We start from the raw sequence: 19,183 nt of genomic DNA, 5'->3' as shown, positions 1-19,183 counted from the left end.
GCCGCATGTCGGTGTCGAGACCGACGATATCGGTGCACCATGGGACCTCGGGACGCCACGTCCGTGTCGGCCTCGCAGGCCGACGTGCCCTACCGGACCATCACAGAAGGAGCAGCGCTGAACACCCGGACGCCGGAACCAGTCGGGATGCACACCATCGGGTCGTGGTCGGACGACGTCGACGTCGTCGTGATCGGGTTCGGTATCGCCGGCGGCTGCGCTGCGGTCAGCGCGGCGGCGGCCGGTGCGCGGGTGCTGGTGCTCGAACGCGCCGCGGCGGCCGGTGGCACCAGCGCGATGGCCGGCGGGCACTTCTATCTCGGCGGTGGCACCGCGGTTCAAAAGGCGACCGGGCATCCCGATTCGGCCGAGGAGATGTACAAATACCTCGTCGCGGTGGCCCGTCAACCCGACCACGTCAAAATTCGCGCCTACTGCGACGGCAGCGTGGAACACTTCACCTGGCTGGAAGATCTCGGGTTCCAGTTCGAGCGCAGCTACTACCCGGAAAAGGCCGTGATCCAACCCAACACCGAAGGGTTGATGTACACCGGAAATGAGAAAGTGTGGCCGTTTTCCGAACAGGCGGTGCCGGCCCCGCGCGGGCACAAGGTGCCGGTGCCCGGCGACACCAAAGGCGCCAAGCTGGTGATCGACCTGTTGGTCAAACGCGCTGAAGACCTCGGTGTGCAGGTCCGCTACGAAACCGGCGCGACCGGGTTGGTCGTCGACGCGTCGGGAGCCGTGACCGGGGTGAGGTGGAAGCACTTCGCCGATGCCGGAGCGATCCGGGCCGGCTCGGTGATCATCGCCGCGGGCGGTTTCGTGATGAATCCCGAGATGGTCGCGACCTACACACCGAAACTCGCGGAGAAGCCGTTCGTGCTGGGCAACACCTACGACGACGGGCTGGGCATCCGGCTGGGGGTCTCCGCCGGTGGCGCCACCCAGCACATGGATCAGGTCTTCATCACCGCGCCGGTGTACCCGCCCTCGATTCTGCTCACCGGAATCATCGTCAACAAATTCGGGCACCGGTTCGTCGCCGAGGATTCATACCATTCGCGCACCTCGGGCTTCGTGATGGACCAGCCGGACAGCGTCGCGTTCCTGATTGTCGACGAGGCGCATCTGCAGCAGCCGCAGATGCCGCTGGTGCCCTTGATCGACGGCTGGGAAACCGTCGGGGAGATGGAAGCCGCGCTGCGCATACCGGCGGGGAATTTGGCCGCGACCCTCAAGCGCTACAACGAGTTCGCCGCCCGGGGCGAAGACCCCGATTTCCACAAGCAGCCGGAATTCCTGGCACCGCAGGATCAAGGGCCATGGGGGGCGTTCGATTTGTCGCTGGGCAAGGCGATGTACGCAGGATTTACCCTCGGCGGGCTGGCCACCTCGGTAGACGGCCAGGTGCTGCGTGACGACGGCACCGCGATCGAGGGCCTCTACGCGGTGGGAGCCTGTGCGTCCAACATCGCCCAGGACGGCAAGGGATACGCCAGCGGCACTCAGCTGGGGGAAGGTTCGTTCTTCGGGCGGCGGGCCGGAACGCACGCGGCGAAGGCCGCGCGCAGCCGCCGGGCGTGAAACTACCGCGAAAAATCAGCCGAGCGTTCACAATAGCTTCACCCTCGGCGCGCATGACGGTCGCCGGGCTGCGGATCTACAGTCGAGGCCCCACCTCGACCGGGCCGAGCCGCCATGCGCCCGCCCCCAGCAGCTCCAGCAGGCGCTCGTGGTGCTGTTCGACGGTGTGGCGATGGCTCACGCTGACCACCACGCAATCCGGGAGTTCGGTGCGCAGCAGCTCGTAGAGCGCGAACTCCAGGCCCTCGTCGAGTGCCGATGTCGACTCGTCGAGGAAGACCGCCTTGGGTTTGGTCAGCAGGATCCGGGCGAACGCGATGCGCTGCTGCTCTCCGGGGGAGAGCACCTTGGCCCAGTCTTGTTCCTCGTCGAGGCGCCCCGCGAGCGGAGCCAGCGCAACTTTGGTCAGTGCGTCGCGCAGCGCCTCGTCAGACAGGTCGCGCGGGGAATTCGGGTAGGCCACCACCGTTCGCAGATCGCCCAGCGGGACATAGGGCAGCTGCGACAGGAACATCGTGTCGGTGTCGCCGGCAGGCCGGGTCAGCGTACCGGAAGCAAAGGGCCACAACTGTGCGAGACTGCGCAACAGCGTGGTCTTGCCGCTGCCGGACGGGCCGACGATCACCATCGACTCGCCCCGGTCCAGGCGCAGATCCAGCGGATCGATCAGCTGCTCGCCCGTCGGGGTGCGCACCTCGACGCCGGCGAGCTCGACCGAGTCGTCGACGCTGGGGCGCACCAGGATCTCGGGCAGTTCCCGGCCGCGGGCGTTGGAGTCAACCAGCCCGTGCAAGCGCAGGATCGCCGCGCGGAACGCGGCGAACGCGTCGTAGTTGTTGCGGAAGAACGACAGCGACGACTCGATGTTGCCGAACGAGGTCGCCGTCTGGCCGACGTCCCCCAGGTCGATTTTGCCGGCGAACAATCGGGGCGCCTGCAACAGCCACGGCAGTGGGACGATCGTCTGGCTGACCGACGCGTTCCACCCCAGGTAGCCGATGGTGCGTCGGACCCAACGGCGGTAGTTGTCGATGATCGGCGTGAACCGTGCCCACAACTGCGTCTGCTCGGCGCGCTCACCCCGGTAGAACCCCACGGCCTCGGCGGTGTCGCGCAGCCGCACCAGCGCGTACCGGAAAACGGCGTTGAGCCGCTCGTTTTCGAAGCTGAGCCGGATCAGCGGGTGCCCGATCCAGAAGGTGATGATCGTCGCCGCCAACACATAGACGATGACGATCCAGAACATCGCGCGCGGGATTGCCACGCCGAGCACGTTCAGGTCCCCGGAGAGGTTCCACAGGATCGCCGTGAAGGAGATCACCGAAATCACCGCATTGACGGCGCCGAACAGCAACGTGTCCGAGGTGCTGATAGACGGCACGTTGGTGGTCCCGCCCGCACCGGTGGTGAAGATGTCGATGTCTTGCTGGATCCGCTGATCGGGGTTGTCGATCGCGTTGTCGATGAAGCGGGACCGGTAGTAGGCCTGGCCGGCGAGCCAGTCGGCGGTCAGGTGTTCGGTGAGCCAGACCCGCCACGCGATGATGAACCGCTGAGTCAGGTAAATGTCGACCATCACCCGGGCGATGAAGATGACGGCCATGATGCAGAAGATGCCCAGCGACATCCAAAAGCCATGGATCCCCGATTGCCGGACCGCTTCGTCATGGGCGCCCACTCCCTCGAACGCCTTCTGCAGCCCGTTGTACATGTCTTTGCCCTGGTAGCTGAACAGCACGCTGAGCCGCACCGAGACGACTACCGAGAACAGCAGCACACCGAGCATGAGCCAGACCGGTACCGAGTGCGGGCCGACGAAATAACCACGGGTGATCCGCCAGTACTGGCGGCCCCACCGGGTGGTGTAGCGGACCAGCACCAGCACCGCAAGAACGCACACGACACTGATCACCCAGGCTCTGGCGCACCACCACAACGAGTCGGGCAGGGCATCGGCCCAGTTGATCGATGGTTTGAACGGTGTCAAATCGCTGCCCACGTCGACGTCTCCTTGTGCCGTGAGGCTGCCCCGCGGGCACCTCGAACGGAAGTCCTGCGCGCGAAGTTACCGGAATCGTGGCCGGGCCCGGGGGCGGCGACACGCCGCACCGGGCGACGGCGCGTCAGCGGCCGCCGTTAAGCTCGCGGGAATGAGCATCGGCGCCGCGACGACTCTGCATGCGGGGCGGTTGATCGCACGCCGACTGAAGGCCAGTGGCGTCGACACGGTCTTCACGTTGTCCGGCGGTCACCTGTTTTCCCTCTACGACGGCTGCCGCAGCGAGGGTCTGCGACTGGTCGACACCCGCCACGAACAGACCGCGGCCTTCGCCGCCGAAGGCTGGTCGAAGGTGACACGCGTGCCCGGCGTGGCCGCGTTGACGGCCGGTCCCGGTGTCACCAACGGGATCAGCGCCATGGCGGCCGCGCAGCAGAATGGCTCGCCGCTGCTGGTGCTGGGGGGCCGGGCCCCGGCCGGGCGTTGGGGGATGGGGTCGCTGCAGGAGATCGACCACGTGCCCGTGGTGGCACCGCTGGCGCGCTTCGCCGCCACCGCGCAATCCGCCGCCGCGGTGTGCGGGCTGGTCGACGACGCGCTGCGCGCCACGGTTGCCGCACCGTCGGGGGTCGCGTTTGTCGATTTCCCCCTCGATCACGTGTTCTCGATCGCCGACGACGACACCCGCCCTGGTGCATTGACCGACCCGCCGGCACTGGAACCGGCCGACGGCGACGAGCTGGACCGGGCGGTGGCCCTGCTGGCCGCAGCGCAGCGGCCGGTGATCATGGCAGGCACGAATGTGTGGTGGGCGCACGCCGAGAAGGCACTGCTCGCACTGGCCGAACAGCAGCAGATTCCGGTGCTGATGAACGGGATGGCCCGCGGAACGGTTCCAGCCGACCACGAATTGGCGTTTTCGCGGGCCCGCTCAACAGCCCTGGCAGGCGCCGATGTCGCGCTGGTCGTCGGGGTGCCGATGGATTTCCGGCTGGGCTTCGGCGCGGTGTTCGGCGAACAGACCCGGCTGATCGTGGCCGACCGCACCGCGCCGGACCGCCAGCACCCCAGGCCGATCGCTGCCGGACTCTACGGCGACCTCTCGGCGACCCTGGCGGCGCTCGGCGCGAGCGGGCACTTGGGGCGCCGCGAGTGGATCGCCGAGCTGCGGGCGGCCGAGACCGCAGCGCGTGCGCTCGAACGCGACGAACTGGCCGACGACCGGGCCCCGCTGCACCCGATGCGGCTGTATGCGGAGCTGGTGCCGCTGCTCGACCGCGACGCGATCATCGTCGTCGACGCGGGCGATTTCGGCTCCTACGCGGGACGGGTCATCGACAGCTATGTGCCCGGCGCCTGGCTTGATCCCGGTCCGTTCGGCTGCCTGGGCTCGGGCCCGGGCTACGCGCTGGCCGCCAAGCTGGCCCGGCCCTCCCGCCAGGTGGTGCTGCTACAGGGCGACGGCGCATTCGGATTTTCCGGCATGGAGTGGGACACCCTGGCGCGGCACGGCGTCCCGGTGGTCTCAGTGGTCGGCAACAACGGCATCTGGGCCTTGGAAAAGCACCCGATGGAAGCGCTCTACGGCTACTCGGTGGTGGCCGACCTGCGGCCGGGCACCCGCTATGACAAGGTGGCGCGGGTCCTCGGCGGGCACGGTGAGCTGGTGTGCACACCCGCCGAATTGCGGCCGGCGCTGGAGCGTGCGTTCGATAGCGGCCTGCCCGCCGTGGTCAACGTGCTCACCGACCCCGCGGTGGCCTATCCACGCCGGTCCAACCTGGGGTGACGCGACACGGGCACTCCCGCCGGGCAGGGCCACCGAATCCGCGTACGGTTGTGCTGTGTCAGATACCGCAAGGACTATCGCGAGGACCACGAGCTTGACTACCCAAAGCGCGCGGCCGGGGCGCCTGAGCAGCCGGTTCTGGCGCCTTTTGGGGGCAAGCACCGAGAAGAACCAACGCCGTTCGCTCACCGACGTCACCGCCTCGGCGGAGTACGCCGAGAAAGCCGCGGGTCTCGACGACGAGCAGCTGGCCAAGGCGGCAGGGCTGCTCAACCTGCGTGACCTCGCCGATTCCGGCGACATCCCGCAGTTCCTGGCCATCGCCCGGGAAGCCGCCGAACGCGCCACCGGGCTGCGACCGTTCGACGTGCAGCTGCTCGGCGCGCTGCGCATGCTCGCCGGTGACGTGGTCGAGATGGCCACCGGCGAGGGCAAGACGCTGTCCGGGGCCATCGCAGCCGCCGGATACGCGCTTGCCGGCCGTCGTGTGCACGTCATCACGATCAACGACTACCTGGCTCGCCGCGACGCCGAATGGATGGGCCCGTTGCTGGAGGCGCTGGGTCTCACGGTCGGATTCGTCACCGCGGAATCGACGGCCGAGCAACGCCGCGCGGCCTACCGGTGCAACGTCACCTACGGTTCGGTCAACGAGATCGGCTTCGACGTGCTACGCGACCAGTTGGTCACCGACGTCGCCGACCTGGTGTCGCCCAACCCGGACGTGGCGCTGATCGACGAGGCCGACTCGGTGCTGGTCGACGAGGCGCTGGTGCCGCTGGTGCTGGCCGGAACCACACACCGGGAGACCCCGCGGCGCGAGATCGTCGAGCTGGTCGGCGAGCTGACCGCCGGCCACGACTACGAAACCGACGCCGAGGGCCGCAACGTCCATCTCACCGAGGCCGGCGCGGCCAAGGTGGAAAAGGCGCTCGGCGGTATCGATCTGTACTCCGAGGAACACGTCGGCACCACGCTCACCGAGGTCAATGTCGCCTTGCACGCCCAGGTGCTGCTGCACCGGGACGTGCATTACATCGTGCGCGATGACGCGGTGCAGCTGATCAACGCCTCGCGCGGGCGCGTCGCCCAGCTCCAGCGCTGGCCGGACGGTCTGCAGGCCGCCGTCGAGGCCAAGGAGGGCATCGCCACCACCGAGACCGGTGAGGTGCTCGACACCATCACCGTGCAGGCTTTGGTCAACCGCTATCCCACGGTGTGCGGCATGACCGGCACCGCGCTGGCCGCCGGCGAGCAGCTGCGGCAGTTCTACAAGCTCGGTGTCTCGCCGATTCCGCCGAACACTCCGAATATCCGCGAGGACGAGCCCGACCGGGTCTACATAACCGCCGCCGCCAAGAATGACGCGATCGTCGCGCACATCATCGAGGTGCACGAGACCGGACAACCGGTGCTGATCGGTACCCGCGATGTGGCCGAATCGGAGTATTTGCACGAACGGCTGCGGCGACGCGGAGTGCCCGCCGTGGTGCTCAACGCCAAAAACGACGCTGAGGAGGCGCGGGTTATCGCCGAGGCCGGCAAGCTCGGCGCGGTCACGGTATCGACGCAAATGGCCGGTCGCGGCACCGATATCCGGCTCGGCGGCTCCGACGAGGCGGACCGGGACGCAGTCGTGGAGCTGGGCGGGTTGCACGTCATCGGCACTGGCCGCCACAACACCGCACGGCTGGACAACCAGTTGCGCGGGCGGGCCGGCCGCCAGGGCGATCCCGGCTCGACGGTGTTTTTCGCCAGTTGGGAAGACGACGTTGTCGTGGCCAACCTGGAATCGGCCAAGCTGCCGACGGCCACCGACGCGGACGGCCGGATCGTCAGCGGCAAGGCGGCCGGGTTGCTCGATCATGCTCAGCGGGTGGCCGAAGGCCGCATGCTGGACGTGCACGCCAACACCTGGCGCTACAACCAGTTGATCGCCCAGCAGCGGGCGATCATCGTCGAACGGCGAAACGCACTGTTGAGCTCCGCAACGGCGCGCGAGGAGCTCGCCCAGCTCGCACCGCAGCGCTACCGGGAACTCGCCGCCCAACTGTCCGACGAGCAACTGACGACGATCTGCCGGTTGATCATGCTCTACCACCTCGACCGCGGTTGGGCTGATCACCTGGCATACCTGGCCGATATTCGCGAGAGCATCCATCTGCGGGCCCTGGGCCGGCAGAATCCGCTCGATGAGTTCCATCGGATGGCCGTCGACGGGTTCGCCTCACTGGCCGCCGACGCGATCGAAGCGGCCCAGCAGACATTCGAAACGTCCCCGGCCGTCGAAGACGAGCCGGGTGTGGACCTGTCCAAACTGGCGCGGCCGACGTCGACGTGGACCTACATGGTGCACGACAATCCGTTGGCCGACGACACGATGTCGGTGCTGAGCCTGCCCGGGATCTTCCGGTGAGAGCTCCGGTGAGAGCGTCGTGGAGTAGCGGTGGACGACATCGACAACCCACGGGTGGGATCCGCGCTTGTCGCACCGCCTGGCCGAACCGAAAGTGAAACCGTTGCGACACTCGGCCAGATTTTTCGCAACGGTTTCACTTTCGTTGACCTGACGTTGTCGGGTTTCCCGGGCTGATCCTGCCGTCGACAGGTACAGCGGTAATGTCGCCCCTGATGAACCCGGCGCCGGCACACGACCGGGTGTTGACAGCGCCCAACGTGTTGAGCGGGATCCGCCTGGTGCTGATCCCGGTGTTCGTCTATCTGCTGCTGGTTGCCCGCGCCGATGCATGGGCGGTGGCGATTCTGCTGTTCAGCGGCGGGTCCGATTGGGCGGACGGCAAGATCGCGCGGCTGTGGAACCAGGCGTCAAGGCTCGGCGCGTTACTCGATCCGGCGGTCGATCGTCTCTACATGGTCACCGTGCCCGTCGCTTTCGGGCTGCGGGACATCGTGCCGTGGTGGATTGTCGCTACGCTGTTGGTCCGGGATGTGTTGTTGGCCGCCATGCTGCCGGTGCTGCGCAGTCGCGGATTGGCGGCGCTGCCGGTGACTTATGTCGGCAAGGCCGCGACGTTCGCTCTGATGGCGGCGTTTCCGCTGATGTTGTTGGGTCAGGGGCACGCGTTGTGGAGTCGGGTGGTGCTGGACTGCGGTTGGGCGTTTTTGCTCTGGGGCCTCTATATGTACCTGTGGGCGTTCGTGCTGTACGCGGTTCAGCTGGCAGCGGTGTTACGCCGCATGCCCCCGGTCGGCACCCGCAGCGCCGACCCGCCGGGACGAACAGGCCGGGGAACAGATAATGCCTGACCAGGCGCTGGGCGGCTACGACCCGGAGGCCGGCCGCAACCAGCACGAGGCGGGCGGGCCCCAGGTCATTGCGGTGCCGTCGCTGCTGCGTTCCCTGCTCGCGGAGCATCTCGACCCCGGCTACGCGGCGGCCGCCGCGCGTCATCGCGGCCGGGATCAGCCTACCGGGTGGACCCGGGTTGCCAACTGGGTGTGGCAGGCGGTGGCCGCGGGACTGGTGGCCCTGGTGTTCGCTGCCGCGGTTGCCCAGGCCCGTCTGGTCGCGCCCGGTGTGACCGCCGCCCGCCAGACGCTGCTGCGCAGCGTGCGCGCCGCCGAGGCGTCCACCGCGCAGTTGGCGTCACGTCGTAACACGCTGGCGGGGCAAGTCGACCAGGTTCAGCGGCGCGTGCTCGCCGACGACGCCGCGGGCCGGCGGCTACTCGCGGGCCTGGACGCCCTCGGTCTGGCCGCAGCCAGCAGCCCGGTTGCCGGCCCGGGCCTGGTTGTGGTGGTGACCGACCCGGGGGTGGGCCCCAACCTCTCCGACGTGTCCAAGCAACGGGTGGCGGGCAGCCGGCAGATCATTCTCGACCGTGACCTGCAACTCGTCGTGAACTCGTTGTGGGCCGGCGGCGCCGAGGCGATATCGGTGGGCGGGGTCCGGATCGGCCCGACCGTCACCATCCGGCAGGCGGGCGGGGCGATTCTGGTGGACAATACTCCGGTCAGCAGCCCCTACACGATCCTTGCGGTCGGACCGGCGGGCGCGATGGGGGATGTGTTCGATCGCAGCCCCGGCTTGCGCCGGCTGCGGTTGCTGCAGACGTCCTACGGTATCGGCGTCAGCGTAACGAGCCGCGACGGGCTCACGCTGCCCGCCGGAACGATCCGAGAGGTCACATTCGCCAAGGAGATAAGATCCCCGTGACGACAATCCACGCAGCGAAAGACCGGCGCCGATGATCGGCGTTGCGGCCCTGGTTGTCGGCATAATTCTGGGACTGGTGTTTCATCCCGGCGTGCCCGAGGCTATCCAGCCCTACCTGCCCATCGCTGTGGTCGCCGCGCTGGATTCGGTGTTCGGGGGGTTGCGCGCCTACCTGGAACGGATCTTCGACCCGAAGGTCTTCGTGGTGTCGTTCGTGTTCAACGTCTTGGTCGCCGCGCTGATCGTCTATGTCGGTGATCAACTCGGTGTCGGCACGCAGTTGTCGACGGCGATCATCGTGGTGCTGGGTATTCGTATCTTCGGCAATGCTGCGGCGCTGCGGCGGCGGCTTTTTGGAGCCTGACCGGTGAGCCTGATTGGTGGTGAGGAGCCGGACCGGTGAAGGAATGACGTGAACGACGACATCGGGCACCGCGCCCACGACACCGCGCGGCAGGGTCGGCATGAGCTGCCGCCGCATCTGCGCCCCCCCGACATCGGCGAGCTGCAGCCGCGTGGGCTGGCCGGTCTGCTGCGACGGGGCCGCAGGATGTTCGGCCTGCTGGCGATCCTGCTCTGCGTGTTGCTGGGTGTGGCGATCGTCACCCAGGTGCGCCAGAACGAATCCGGCGACGCGCTGGACACGGCCCGGCCCGCCGACCTGCTGGTCCTGCTGGATTCGCTGCGGCAACGAGAGGCGGCCCTCAACACCGAGGTGGCCGAACTGCAGCGCACCCTGACGTCGTTGCAGGTCTCCGGCAGCAACGACCAGGCCGCCATCCAGAACGCGCAGGCCAGGCTCGCGGCGCTGTCCATCCTGGTCGGCACTGTCGGTGCCACCGGCCCCGGCGTCACCGTCACTATCGGCGACTCGGGTCCGGGCGTGGGCCCCGAGGCACTGCTCGACGTGATCAACGAGTTGCGGGCCGCGGGCGCCGAGGCCATCGAGATCCGCGACGACCGGCAAGCGGTACGGGTCGGCGTGGACACCTGGGTGCTCGGCGCTCCGGGTGCGCTGACCATCGACGGGAAAACTCTTTCGCCGCCGTATTCGGTTATCGCGATCGGTGATCCGCCCACACTAGCCGCCGCGATGAACATTCCCGGTGGCGCCGTCGACAGTGTCAAACGTGTCGGCGGCACCGTCACCATCCAGCAACACGATCGGGTGGACATCACCGCCTTGCGACAACCGAAACCGGGCCAATACGCTCACCCCGTCAAGTAAGTGCCGCAGGTGAGTGCCTTAAGCGAATACCGAGAAAGAACAGGAACACCGTGAGCGAAATCCCCTCCGACCTGCTTTACACCGCTGAACACGAGTGGGTCCGCCGTAGCGCCGACGACACCGTTCGGGTGGGGATCACCGACTTCGCGCAGGCGGCGCTCGGCGACGTCGTCTTTGTGCAATTGCCCGACCCGGGTACCCGGCTGAGCGCCGGCGATGCCTTCGGCGAGGTGGAGTCGACCAAATCGGTGTCGGACCTGTACGCCCCGATCTCGGGGGAGGTGGCTGCGGTCAACACCGACCTGGAGGCCAGTCCACAACTGGTGAACACCGACCCCTACGGGGCCGGCTGGCTACTGGACATCCGGGCCGACCCGGACACCCTGGCAGCAGGCTTGGCGGCACTGCTCGATTCCCAGGCCTACCGCGGCACCCTGACCGAATGAACACGGTGGCCGAGCCGGGCAATCAGATGGCGGCCGCCGATCCGGCGGTGGGGGACCCATGGGGAACCTGGGCGCGGTACGGTCGACACGTCGACGATCGAGCCGGCACGGACCCGGCGAGGAGCCGACCGAGCAGGCCTGGACAGACCCTACACAGATCCCTCAACAGATAACGCCACAGCGGCCAGTAAGGAGCAGCGGGTGACGGAAAACGACGACCAGACCTCCGACGAAGTCACCGTGGAGACCACCTCGGTATTCCGCGCCGATTTCCTCAACGAATTGGAAGCACCCGCGCAAGCGGGCGGTGAAAGCGCCGTTTCCGGTGTCGAGGGACTGCCGGCCGGATCGGCCTTACTGGTCGTCAAGCGCGGTCCCAACGCCGGCTCCCGCTTCCTGCTCGATCAGCCCATCACCTCGGCCGGCCGACATCCCGACAGCGACATTTTCCTCGACGACGTCACGGTGAGCCGTCGGCACGCCGAGTTCCGATTGGAGGGCGACGAATTCCACGTCGTCGACGTGGGCAGCCTCAACGGCACGTACGTCAACCGCGAGCCGGTCGATTCCGCGGTGCTGGCCAACGGCGACGAAGTCCAGATCGGCAAGTTCCGCCTGGTGTTTTTGACCGGCCCCAAGCCCGGTGACGGAGGGAGGCCGGAAAGCTAGTGACCGCACCCGAGACGCCCGGGCCGACCGGGATGTCGATCGGAGCAGTCCTCGAGCAGCTCCGGGACGAGTTCCCGGACGTCACCATCTCCAAAATTCGATTCCTGGAGGCCGAAGGCCTGGTCACGCCGCAACGCGCCGCATCCGGGTATCGGAGGTTCACCGCCTACGACTGCGCCCGGCTGCGCTTCATCCTGACCGCGCAGCGCGATCACTACCTGCCGCTGAAAGTGATCAAGGCGCAACTGGATGCCCAGCCCGACGGTGAACTGCCGTTGTCCGGATCGCCCTGGGCCGTGCCGAGATTGGTCTCCGTGGCCGGCGGTGCGCAGGCCGGCGTCGGCTCGGATCCGACAGCGGCGGGACTCCACCGCGCCCGGTTGAGCCGAGAGGATCTGCTGGAGCGGTCCGGGGTCGACGAGGAGCTGCTGAGGGGACTGCTCAAGGCCGGGGTGATCACCCCCGGGCCAGGTGGGTTTTTCGACGAACACGCAGTGGTCATCCTGCAATGCGCGCGGGCACTGTCCCGCTACGGTGTCGAACCGCGCCACCTGCGGGCGTTCCGCTCGGCAGCCGATCGGCAATGCGACCTGATCGCGCAGATAGCCGGGCCCGTCGTCAAAGGCGGTAAAGCCGGCGCGCGCGACCGCGCCGACGACCTGGCGCGGGAGGTCGCCGCGTTGGCGATCACACTGCACACCTCGTTGATCAAGTCCGCAGTGCACGACGCTTTGCACCGCTAAAGGACTAGACTGCGAACGACAGCTTGTGTTCGGCGGATTGGTGTTTGCACCATCCGCCGGGGCAAGCCGCAGGTTCACACAGCACCATGTGCGGAGGGCAGTAACAGATGGGTGAAGTTCGCGTCGTCGGCATCCGCGTCGAGCAGCCCCAGAACCAACCGGTGCTTTTGCTGCGCGAGGCCAACGGTGATCGGTATCTGCCGATCTGGATCGGCCAGTCCGAGGCGGCCGCGATCGCCCTGGAGCAGCAGGGCGTCGAGCCGCCGCGGCCCCTGACGCACGACCTGATCAGGGATCTGATTGCCGCGCTTGGCCATTCGCTCAAAGAGGTGCGGATCGTCGACCTTCAGGAAGGCACCTTTTATGCCGACCTGATCTTCGACCGCAATATCACGGTGTCGGCCCGCCCGTCGGATTCGGTGGCCATCGCGCTGCGAGTCGGTGTGCCGATCTACGTGGAGGAGGCCGTGCTGGCCGAGGCCGGTCTGCTGATTCCCGACGAAAACGACGAGGAATCCGCCGGCGCGGCCCGCGAAGACGAGGTGGAGAAGTTCAAGGAGTTCTTGGACAGCGTGTCGCCCGACGACTTCAAGGCGACCTGACGCCCCGCCCACGGGGAGATCACGGATGCGTCTCATCTGCTGCTTTCCCCTCGACACGCCCACCGGAAAGCGTGGAGTGATCGCAGCGGCAGCCATACTTTGATCGCGACCCGATTAGTTCTACCAGCACGACAGCGTGTCGAAAAGCGTATGCTCACAAGCACTCGGCCTTGAGCAAACGCGGCTGCCAGGCAGTCACACAACGAGCGCGATCGGCGAGAGGAAGCACCCGTGGGCGATCCACCGCGTCAGGACCAGTTGGAGCTCGACTCCGGTCCCGCCATCGAAGATGGTGCCGCCACCAGTCCTGATCCCCTCGCCGGGGCCTTGGGCGAGCCGGTGCAGGGCGGCCTGTTCCCGGACGACTCGGTGCCCGACGAGCTGGTCGGCTACCGCGGCCCGAGCGCGTGTCAGATCGCCGGCATCACCTACCGGCAGCTCGACTACTGGGCGCGCACATCGCTGGTGGTGCCGTCGATCCGCAGTGCGGCCGGATCCGGCAGCCAGCGGCTGTACTCGTTCAAGGACATCTTGGTCCTCAAGATCGTCAAGCGGCTTTTGGACACCGGCATCTCGCTGCACAACATCCGGGTCGCCGTCGAGCACCTGCGTCGGCGCGGCGTGCAGGATCTGGCCAACATCACGTTGTTCTCCGACGGCACCACGGTGTACGAGTGCACCTCCGCCGAAGAGGTGGTCGACCTGCTACAAGGAGGCCAAGGCGTGTTCGGCATCGCCGTGTCCGGAGCAATGCGTGAGCTGACCGGCGTCATCGCTGATTTCCCCGGCGAGCGGGCCGACGGCGGGGAATCGATCGCGGCCCCGGAGGACGAGCTGGCCTCGCGACGCAAACACCGCGACCTCAAGATCGGCTGACCCGCCGCCCACGGTTGCGCACGTGCGTAGTCGCCCGCATACCGCGGCGTGGCGGTGGCCCACGCGCAGACTGGCGGCGGCTGGGTAGACTCGGTACTGCATCGCTCTCGTGCGGGAGAGTTCCGCGGCGGCCAGCCGCGGGCGCCGAAGGAGCAACACCTCTCCGTCAACCTCTCAGGCACCCGGACCGCACCAGATAACGATGCCTCTGGAAAGTGGCGTCGGCGCTACCGGCCGGTCGTCCGCCGACGGGGAAAGGCGCCCGGCGCACGGGCCGCTGAAACTCTCAGGCGCCCGGGTGCGGGTGGTGACAGAGGGAGAGGACCTACATTATTGGTCCTGCGCCCGCATCAGGAGCCCGCCGTGTCCGACCCCACCCAACCGCGTTTCGCCGATCGCCACATCGGGTTCGACGCCGACGCGATCGCGACCATGCTCGCCGTCATCGGCGTCGATTCGCTCGACGACCTCGCGGCCAAGGCGCTGCCCGCCGGCATCCTCGACGCGTTGACCGACTCCGGTGCCGCTGCCGGCCTGGACCGGCTGCCCCCGCCGGTCAGCGAGGCCCAGGCGCTGGCCGAGCTGCGGGCGATGGCAGACGCCAACACGGTCGCGGTGTCGATGATCGGCCAGGGCTACTACGACACTTTCACTCCGCCGGTGCTGCGGCGCAACATCATGCAGAATCCGGCCTGGTACACCGCCTACACGCCGTATCAGCCGGAGATCAGCCAGGGCCGCCTGGAAGCGCTGCTGAACTTCCAGACGATGATCACCGACCTCACCGGGCTGGACATCGCCAACGCCTCGATGCTCGACGAGGGCACCGCGGCCGCCGAGGCGATGACGCTGATGCACCGCGCGGCGCGCAGCAGCACCACCAGCCGGCTGGCCGTCGACGTCGATCTGTTCGGCCAGACGTCCGCCGTGCTGGCTGCCCGGGCCGCGCCGCTGGGCATCGAGATCGTCACCGCCGACCTGCGCGACGGGCTTCCCGACGGCGAATTCTTCGGCGTCATCACCCAGCTGCCCGGTGCCAGCGGCCGGATCACCGATTGGACCAGGTTGGTGGACCAGGCCCATGACCGCGGGGCGCTGGTCGCCGTCGGTGCGGATCTGCTGGCGCTGACCCTGATCACACCGCCCGGAGAGATCGGTGCCGACGTCGGGTTCGGCACGACCCAACGTTTCGGCGTCCCGATGGGTTTCGGCGGCCCGCACGCAGGATATCTGGCGGCACGCGCCCAGTACGCGCGGCAGCTGCCGGGCCGGCTGGTCGGAGTGTCCGTCGACAGCGACGGCACTCCGGCCTACCGGTTGGCGTTGCAGACCCGCGAGCAGCACATCCGCCGCGACAAGGCAACCAGCAACATCTGCACCGCGCAGGTGCTGCTCGCGGTGATGGCGGCGATGTACGCCAGCTACCACGGCGCCGCCGGACTGGTCGGCATCGCGCGCCGGGTGCACGGCCACGCCGAGCGGATCGCCGCCGCCCTGGGCGACGCGCTGGTGCACGACACCTTCTTCGACACCGTGCTGGCGCGGGTGCCGGGCCGCGCCGATTCCGTCATTGCAGCGGCGAAGGCCCGCGGCATCAACCTGTGGCGGGTGGACGCTGACCACGTGTCGGTGTCGTGCGACGAGACCACCACCGACGAGCACGTGGCCGCGGTGCTCGACGCTTTCGGAGTCCACGCCGCCGAGCCCGGCTACACCGATATCGCGACCCGCACCTCGGGCTTTCTGACCCATCCGGCGTTCACCCGGTACCGCAGCGAGACCGCGATGATGCGGTATCTCCGGGAGTTGGCGGACAAGGACGTGGCGTTGGACCGCAGCATGATTCCGCTCGGGTCGTGCACCATGAAGCTCAACGCCGCCACCGAGATGGAACCGATCACCTGGCCGGAGTTCGCCCGTCTGCATCCGTTCGCCCCGGCCGCCGACACCCCGGGGCTGCGCCTGCTGATGGACCAGCTGGGCACTTGGCTGGCTGAGCTCAGCGGCTACGACGCGGTGTCGCTGCAGCCCAACGCGGGCTCGCAAGGTGAATACGCGGGCCTGTCGGCGATTCGCGCCTATCACGCCAGTCGGGGCGAACCGCACCGCGACGTCTGCCTGATCCCTTCCAGCGCGCACGGCACCAACGCCGCGTCGGCGGCGCTGGCCGGGATGCGGGTGGTCGTGGTGAGCTGCCGGGACGATCCCGGCCAAGAAGGCAATGTCGACCTCGACGACCTGCGCGGCAAGCTCGCCGCACATGCCGACCGGCTGTCGACCCTGATGGTCACCTACCCGTCCACCCATGGGGTGTACGAGCACGATATCGCCGAGATCTGCGCGGCGGTGCACGATGCCGGCGGGCAGGTGTATGTCGACGGGGCCAATCTCAACGCGCTGATCGGCCTGGCCCGGCCCGGCAAGTTCGGCGGTGACATCTCTCACCTGAACCTGCACAAGACGTTTTGCATCCCGCACGGTGGCGGCGGCCCGGGGGTCGGGCCGGTGGTGGCTCGCGCGCATCTGGCCCCGTTTCTGCCGGGGCACCCGTACGCGCCGGAACTGCCGTCGGCCCCGCCGGTGGCATCGGCGCCCTACGGGTCGGCGTCGATCCTGCCGATCAGCTGGGCCTACATCCGGATGATGGGCGCCCACGGGTTGCGGTCGGCGTCGCTGACCGCGATCGCGGCGGCCAATTACCTGGCCCGGCGGCTCGACGAGTACTTCCCGGTGCTCTACACCGGCGCCAACGGCATGGTCGCCCACGAATGCATCCTGGATCTGCGGCCGCTGACCAAGGCGAGTGGAGTGACCGTCGAAGATGTCGCAAAACGCCTGGCAGACTACGGTTTTCACGCGCCGACGATGAGCTTTCCGGTAGCGGGCACGCTGATGGTGGAGCCTACCGAGAGTGAAAGCCTGGCCGAACTGGAGGCTTTCTGCCAAGCGATGATCGCGATCCGCGCCGAGATCGACAACGTGGCCGCCGGGCGTTGGCCCGTTGACGACAACCCGCTGCGCGGCGCCCCGCACACCGCGGCGTCCCTGCTGGTCGACAAATGGGAACATCCCTACACCCGCGAACAGGCCGCCTACCCACTCGGTCGCGACTTCCGGCCCAAGGTCTGGCCGCCGGTGCGCCGCGTCGACAACGCCTACGGCGACCGTCATCTGGTCTGTTCCTGCCCGCCGGTGCAGGCCTATGCGTGATCCCGGCGACGTCCGATCAGCTCAAAAACGTGGTCACCGCGGTCGCCAGCGCGGGCGAGGCTGACGTGGCCAGGTTCTGGTAGCGCCCGCCGGACAGTTGGGCGACGGCTTCCCAGGTTGCCCGGTCGGGGTCGGCACCGAAATCGAGGACGTTGACCGCCACCGGCTTGGCGGGATCGACGGCCCCCCGGATATAGTCCTGCAGTCCGGGGCCGTCGAGGGTGTGATCGGTATGCGGCCCGGCGGTGATCACCAGCACCGAATTCGGTCGGTCGGGCCGGAAATCGGCCAGCGCCGCCTGGTACACCAGCCGCAGCGTGGTGAACGACACCGCGCCGCCCGCCGAGGAATACTGCCGGTCCAGCGCCGCGATCAGCGCCGCCGACCGGGGCGTGCCGTCGACCGAATCATCCAGCGGTCCGGGCGGCACCTCGGAGCGGCCCTCTTTGCCGTCGAATGTCCACAGCCCGATCACCGAACTGGGCGGCAACGCCCGGATGCGGTCCTCAAGCGCGGCAACCACATTGGCCAAGCGGGTTTTGCCGCCCTCGTCGGTGGTCAGCGACTGGTCCAGCATGATGATGGCGGCCGGGCCGTGTGACGGCGTGGTCAAGGTGGCCGCCAGAGTGGCGCGCATCGCCTCGTCGCCGACCGACAGCGTCGACGGCAGCGCCGGGAAAGAGGTGACCTTGCTGCTCGGCGGGTTGACGCCCGGGGCCCGGAAACCCTCCTTGGCCAGGTCGGCGAGTTGGTCGCGCCGGTGGATGTACCGGGAGAATGCGCTGGCCGCCGTCACCTGCTCCGGGGACAACCACGACCCGCCCAGCAGCACCGTCGGGTAGTCCGCGACCGCGGCCGGCCCGGGCGGCAACCAGGAACGCAGCGCGGCGGCGACATCGGGGGACTGGCCGCGCCGGAACAGCTGCTGTTCGGTGGTGACGACGGCGTGTACCGGGATTCCCGCCGCATCGCCGGGTTGCAGCAGCACCCGCATTGCCTCGTCCAGCGAGTCGCCGGCCAGCTGTGGCCGGTTATCGACCAGGGTGCGTACCGCGCCGACCCCCGCTGTCGGCGGTGCGCCGGGCGGCGCCGAGGCGGCCGCCACCGCCTCGGCCATCAACAGCGCGGCGTCGCTGTTGTGTTGCAGCGGCAGGGCCAGTCGCAGCGAACCCCAGGCCGGCAGCCCCACACCGGCCAACCCGTCAGGTGTGCTTTGCAGCCCGGGCAGCGTCGCCCACGTCTGGCCGGCCAGGGCGTGCTGGAGCTCGGGACGCACCGCCAACACCACCGGCGAGATGACCAGCGAGCGGCTGTCGCTGATCATCGCCCGCCCGGCCGCGGCTGACAGCCGCGCCTCCGACACCGAACTGGCCGGGATCCACAGCGCCGGTCGCGCACCCAGGTCGGTCGGCCATTCTGCGAGGAGACCGCTGACGACGGCGTCGGAGTCCGCTGCGGTGACGCTGACCGCCACGCACCGGTCGCCGACCGGGGCCGCCGATGCGTTGTAGCGTTCGGCGAAGCGTCGCACCGGCTCGGCGATGGACGGGTCGGCGACAACGGCGACCGTTTCGGTGTCACCGACGCAACGCCCGGCAGCGGTCCGGAAGCGGTGGGACAACGCGTCACCGAAGAACCGCCACAGAATCACTGTGGACACCACCACGACGACCCCGACCAGGGCCGCGATCACGCCGACGCTGACGCCGCGCCGTCCGCCGTCGCCGCGGTGACCACCGCGCCACCGGGCAGCGTCGTCGCCGTATCCCGCGTCCCCGGCGAACTTGTCGGGCTCTGGAATGCTGTGCTTACCCATTCCGGTGCGTCCCCCAGCGGGTTATCCGGGCCATCGGGTGT

The 19,183-nt window shown here is 68.3% G+C and carries 16 protein-coding genes and 1 riboswitch; of the genes, 14 read left to right on the top strand and 2 right to left on the bottom strand.

The window, feature by feature from the left end:
• Positions 1-117: 117 nt before the first annotated feature.
• A complete protein-coding gene (locus F6Q13_RS05210) occupies positions 118-1,587 on the top strand; it encodes an FAD-binding protein (protein WP_293053354.1) in 1,470 nt (489 codons plus the stop codon).
• A gap of 76 nt (positions 1,588-1,663) precedes the next feature.
• Here F6Q13_RS05210 and F6Q13_RS05205 read toward each other — a convergent pair whose 3' ends face one another.
• On the bottom strand, positions 1,664-3,586 hold the full coding sequence (locus F6Q13_RS05205) for an ABC transporter ATP-binding protein/permease (RefSeq protein WP_293053214.1): 1,923 nt from the start codon (positions 3,584-3,586) through the stop codon (positions 1,664-1,666).
• Positions 3,587-3,737: 151 nt separating this feature from the next.
• On the opposite strand from F6Q13_RS05205, the gene F6Q13_RS05200 reads away from it, so the two are divergent.
• The 13 genes from F6Q13_RS05200 (at position 3,738) to gcvP (ending at position 17,326) form a co-directional block, all read left to right on the top strand.
• Complete coding sequence (locus F6Q13_RS05200; protein ID WP_293053211.1) at positions 3,738-5,375, top strand: acetolactate synthase; 1,638 nt, start codon at positions 3,738-3,740, stop codon at positions 5,373-5,375.
• Between the two features lie 94 nt (positions 5,376-5,469).
• Positions 5,470-7,791: an accessory Sec system translocase SecA2 gene (gene secA2 / locus F6Q13_RS05195; RefSeq protein WP_293053208.1), complete on the top strand. Its 2,322-nt coding sequence runs from the start codon at positions 5,470-5,472 to the stop codon at positions 7,789-7,791.
• A 30-nt stretch (positions 7,792-7,821) separates the two neighbouring features.
• Complete coding sequence (locus tag F6Q13_RS05190) at positions 7,822-7,968, top strand: hypothetical protein (protein ID WP_293053205.1); 147 nt, start codon at positions 7,822-7,824, stop codon at positions 7,966-7,968.
• Between the two features lie 38 nt (positions 7,969-8,006).
• Positions 8,007-8,642 carry a CDP-alcohol phosphatidyltransferase family protein gene (locus F6Q13_RS05185; protein ID WP_293053203.1) on the top strand — a complete coding sequence of 212 codons (636 nt, stop codon included), beginning with the start codon at positions 8,007-8,009 and terminating at the stop codon, positions 8,640-8,642.
• A complete protein-coding gene (locus F6Q13_RS05180; RefSeq protein ID WP_293053201.1) occupies positions 8,635-9,552 on the top strand; it encodes a DUF881 domain-containing protein in 918 nt (305 codons plus the stop codon). Before F6Q13_RS05185 ends, F6Q13_RS05180 begins: the two co-directional genes overlap by 8 nt.
• 31 nt (positions 9,553-9,583) lie before the next feature.
• A complete protein-coding gene (locus F6Q13_RS05175; protein WP_293053199.1) occupies positions 9,584-9,916 on the top strand; it encodes a DUF1290 domain-containing protein in 333 nt (110 codons plus the stop codon).
• Positions 9,917-10,021: 105 nt separating this feature from the next.
• Positions 10,022-10,780, top strand: a complete 759-nt coding sequence (locus F6Q13_RS05170; RefSeq protein WP_293053351.1) for a DUF881 domain-containing protein — start codon at positions 10,022-10,024, stop codon at positions 10,778-10,780.
• A 50-nt stretch (positions 10,781-10,830) separates the two neighbouring features.
• Entirely contained in the window at positions 10,831-11,226 is a 396-nt protein-coding gene (gcvH, locus tag F6Q13_RS05165) for a glycine cleavage system protein GcvH (protein WP_293053197.1), read from the top strand.
• A 201-nt stretch (positions 11,227-11,427) separates the two neighbouring features.
• Positions 11,428-11,895, top strand: coding sequence for a glycogen accumulation regulator GarA (gene garA, locus F6Q13_RS05160; RefSeq protein ID WP_293053194.1), 468 nt, complete (start codon positions 11,428-11,430; stop codon positions 11,893-11,895).
• The gene (locus tag F6Q13_RS05155) at positions 11,895-12,638 is read left to right on the top strand and encodes a MerR family transcriptional regulator (RefSeq protein ID WP_293053191.1); all 744 of its coding nucleotides are present in this window, start codon (positions 11,895-11,897) and stop codon (positions 12,636-12,638) included. The genes garA and F6Q13_RS05155 overlap by 1 nt, the downstream gene beginning before the upstream one ends.
• A gap of 107 nt (positions 12,639-12,745) precedes the next feature.
• Positions 12,746-13,240: a bifunctional nuclease family protein gene (locus F6Q13_RS05150; protein ID WP_293053188.1), complete on the top strand. Its 495-nt coding sequence runs from the start codon at positions 12,746-12,748 to the stop codon at positions 13,238-13,240.
• Positions 13,241-13,471: 231 nt separating this feature from the next.
• Positions 13,472-14,116, top strand: a complete 645-nt coding sequence (locus F6Q13_RS05145; protein ID WP_293053185.1) for a MerR family transcriptional regulator — start codon at positions 13,472-13,474, stop codon at positions 14,114-14,116.
• A 102-nt stretch (positions 14,117-14,218) separates the two neighbouring features.
• A riboswitch (glycine riboswitch) is annotated at positions 14,219-14,316 on the top strand.
• 163 nt (positions 14,317-14,479) lie between these two features.
• Positions 14,480-17,326, top strand: a complete 2,847-nt coding sequence (gcvP, locus tag F6Q13_RS05140) for an aminomethyl-transferring glycine dehydrogenase (protein WP_293053182.1) — start codon at positions 14,480-14,482, stop codon at positions 17,324-17,326.
• A gap of 16 nt (positions 17,327-17,342) precedes the next feature.
• On the opposite strand, the gene F6Q13_RS05135 is transcribed toward gcvP, so the two are convergent.
• Positions 17,343-19,142, bottom strand: a complete 1,800-nt coding sequence (locus tag F6Q13_RS05135) for a hypothetical protein (RefSeq protein ID WP_293053179.1) — start codon at positions 19,140-19,142, stop codon at positions 17,343-17,345.
• Positions 19,143-19,183 lie beyond the last annotated feature (41 nt).

Origin of the sequence: Mycobacterium sp. (assembly GCF_008709575.1) — a bacterium.
Lineage (GTDB): Bacteria > Actinomycetota > Actinomycetes > Mycobacteriales > Mycobacteriaceae > Mycobacterium.
The sequence above is the reverse complement of the archived record's forward strand: the minus strand, read 5'-3'. Positions and strand labels throughout refer to the sequence as shown.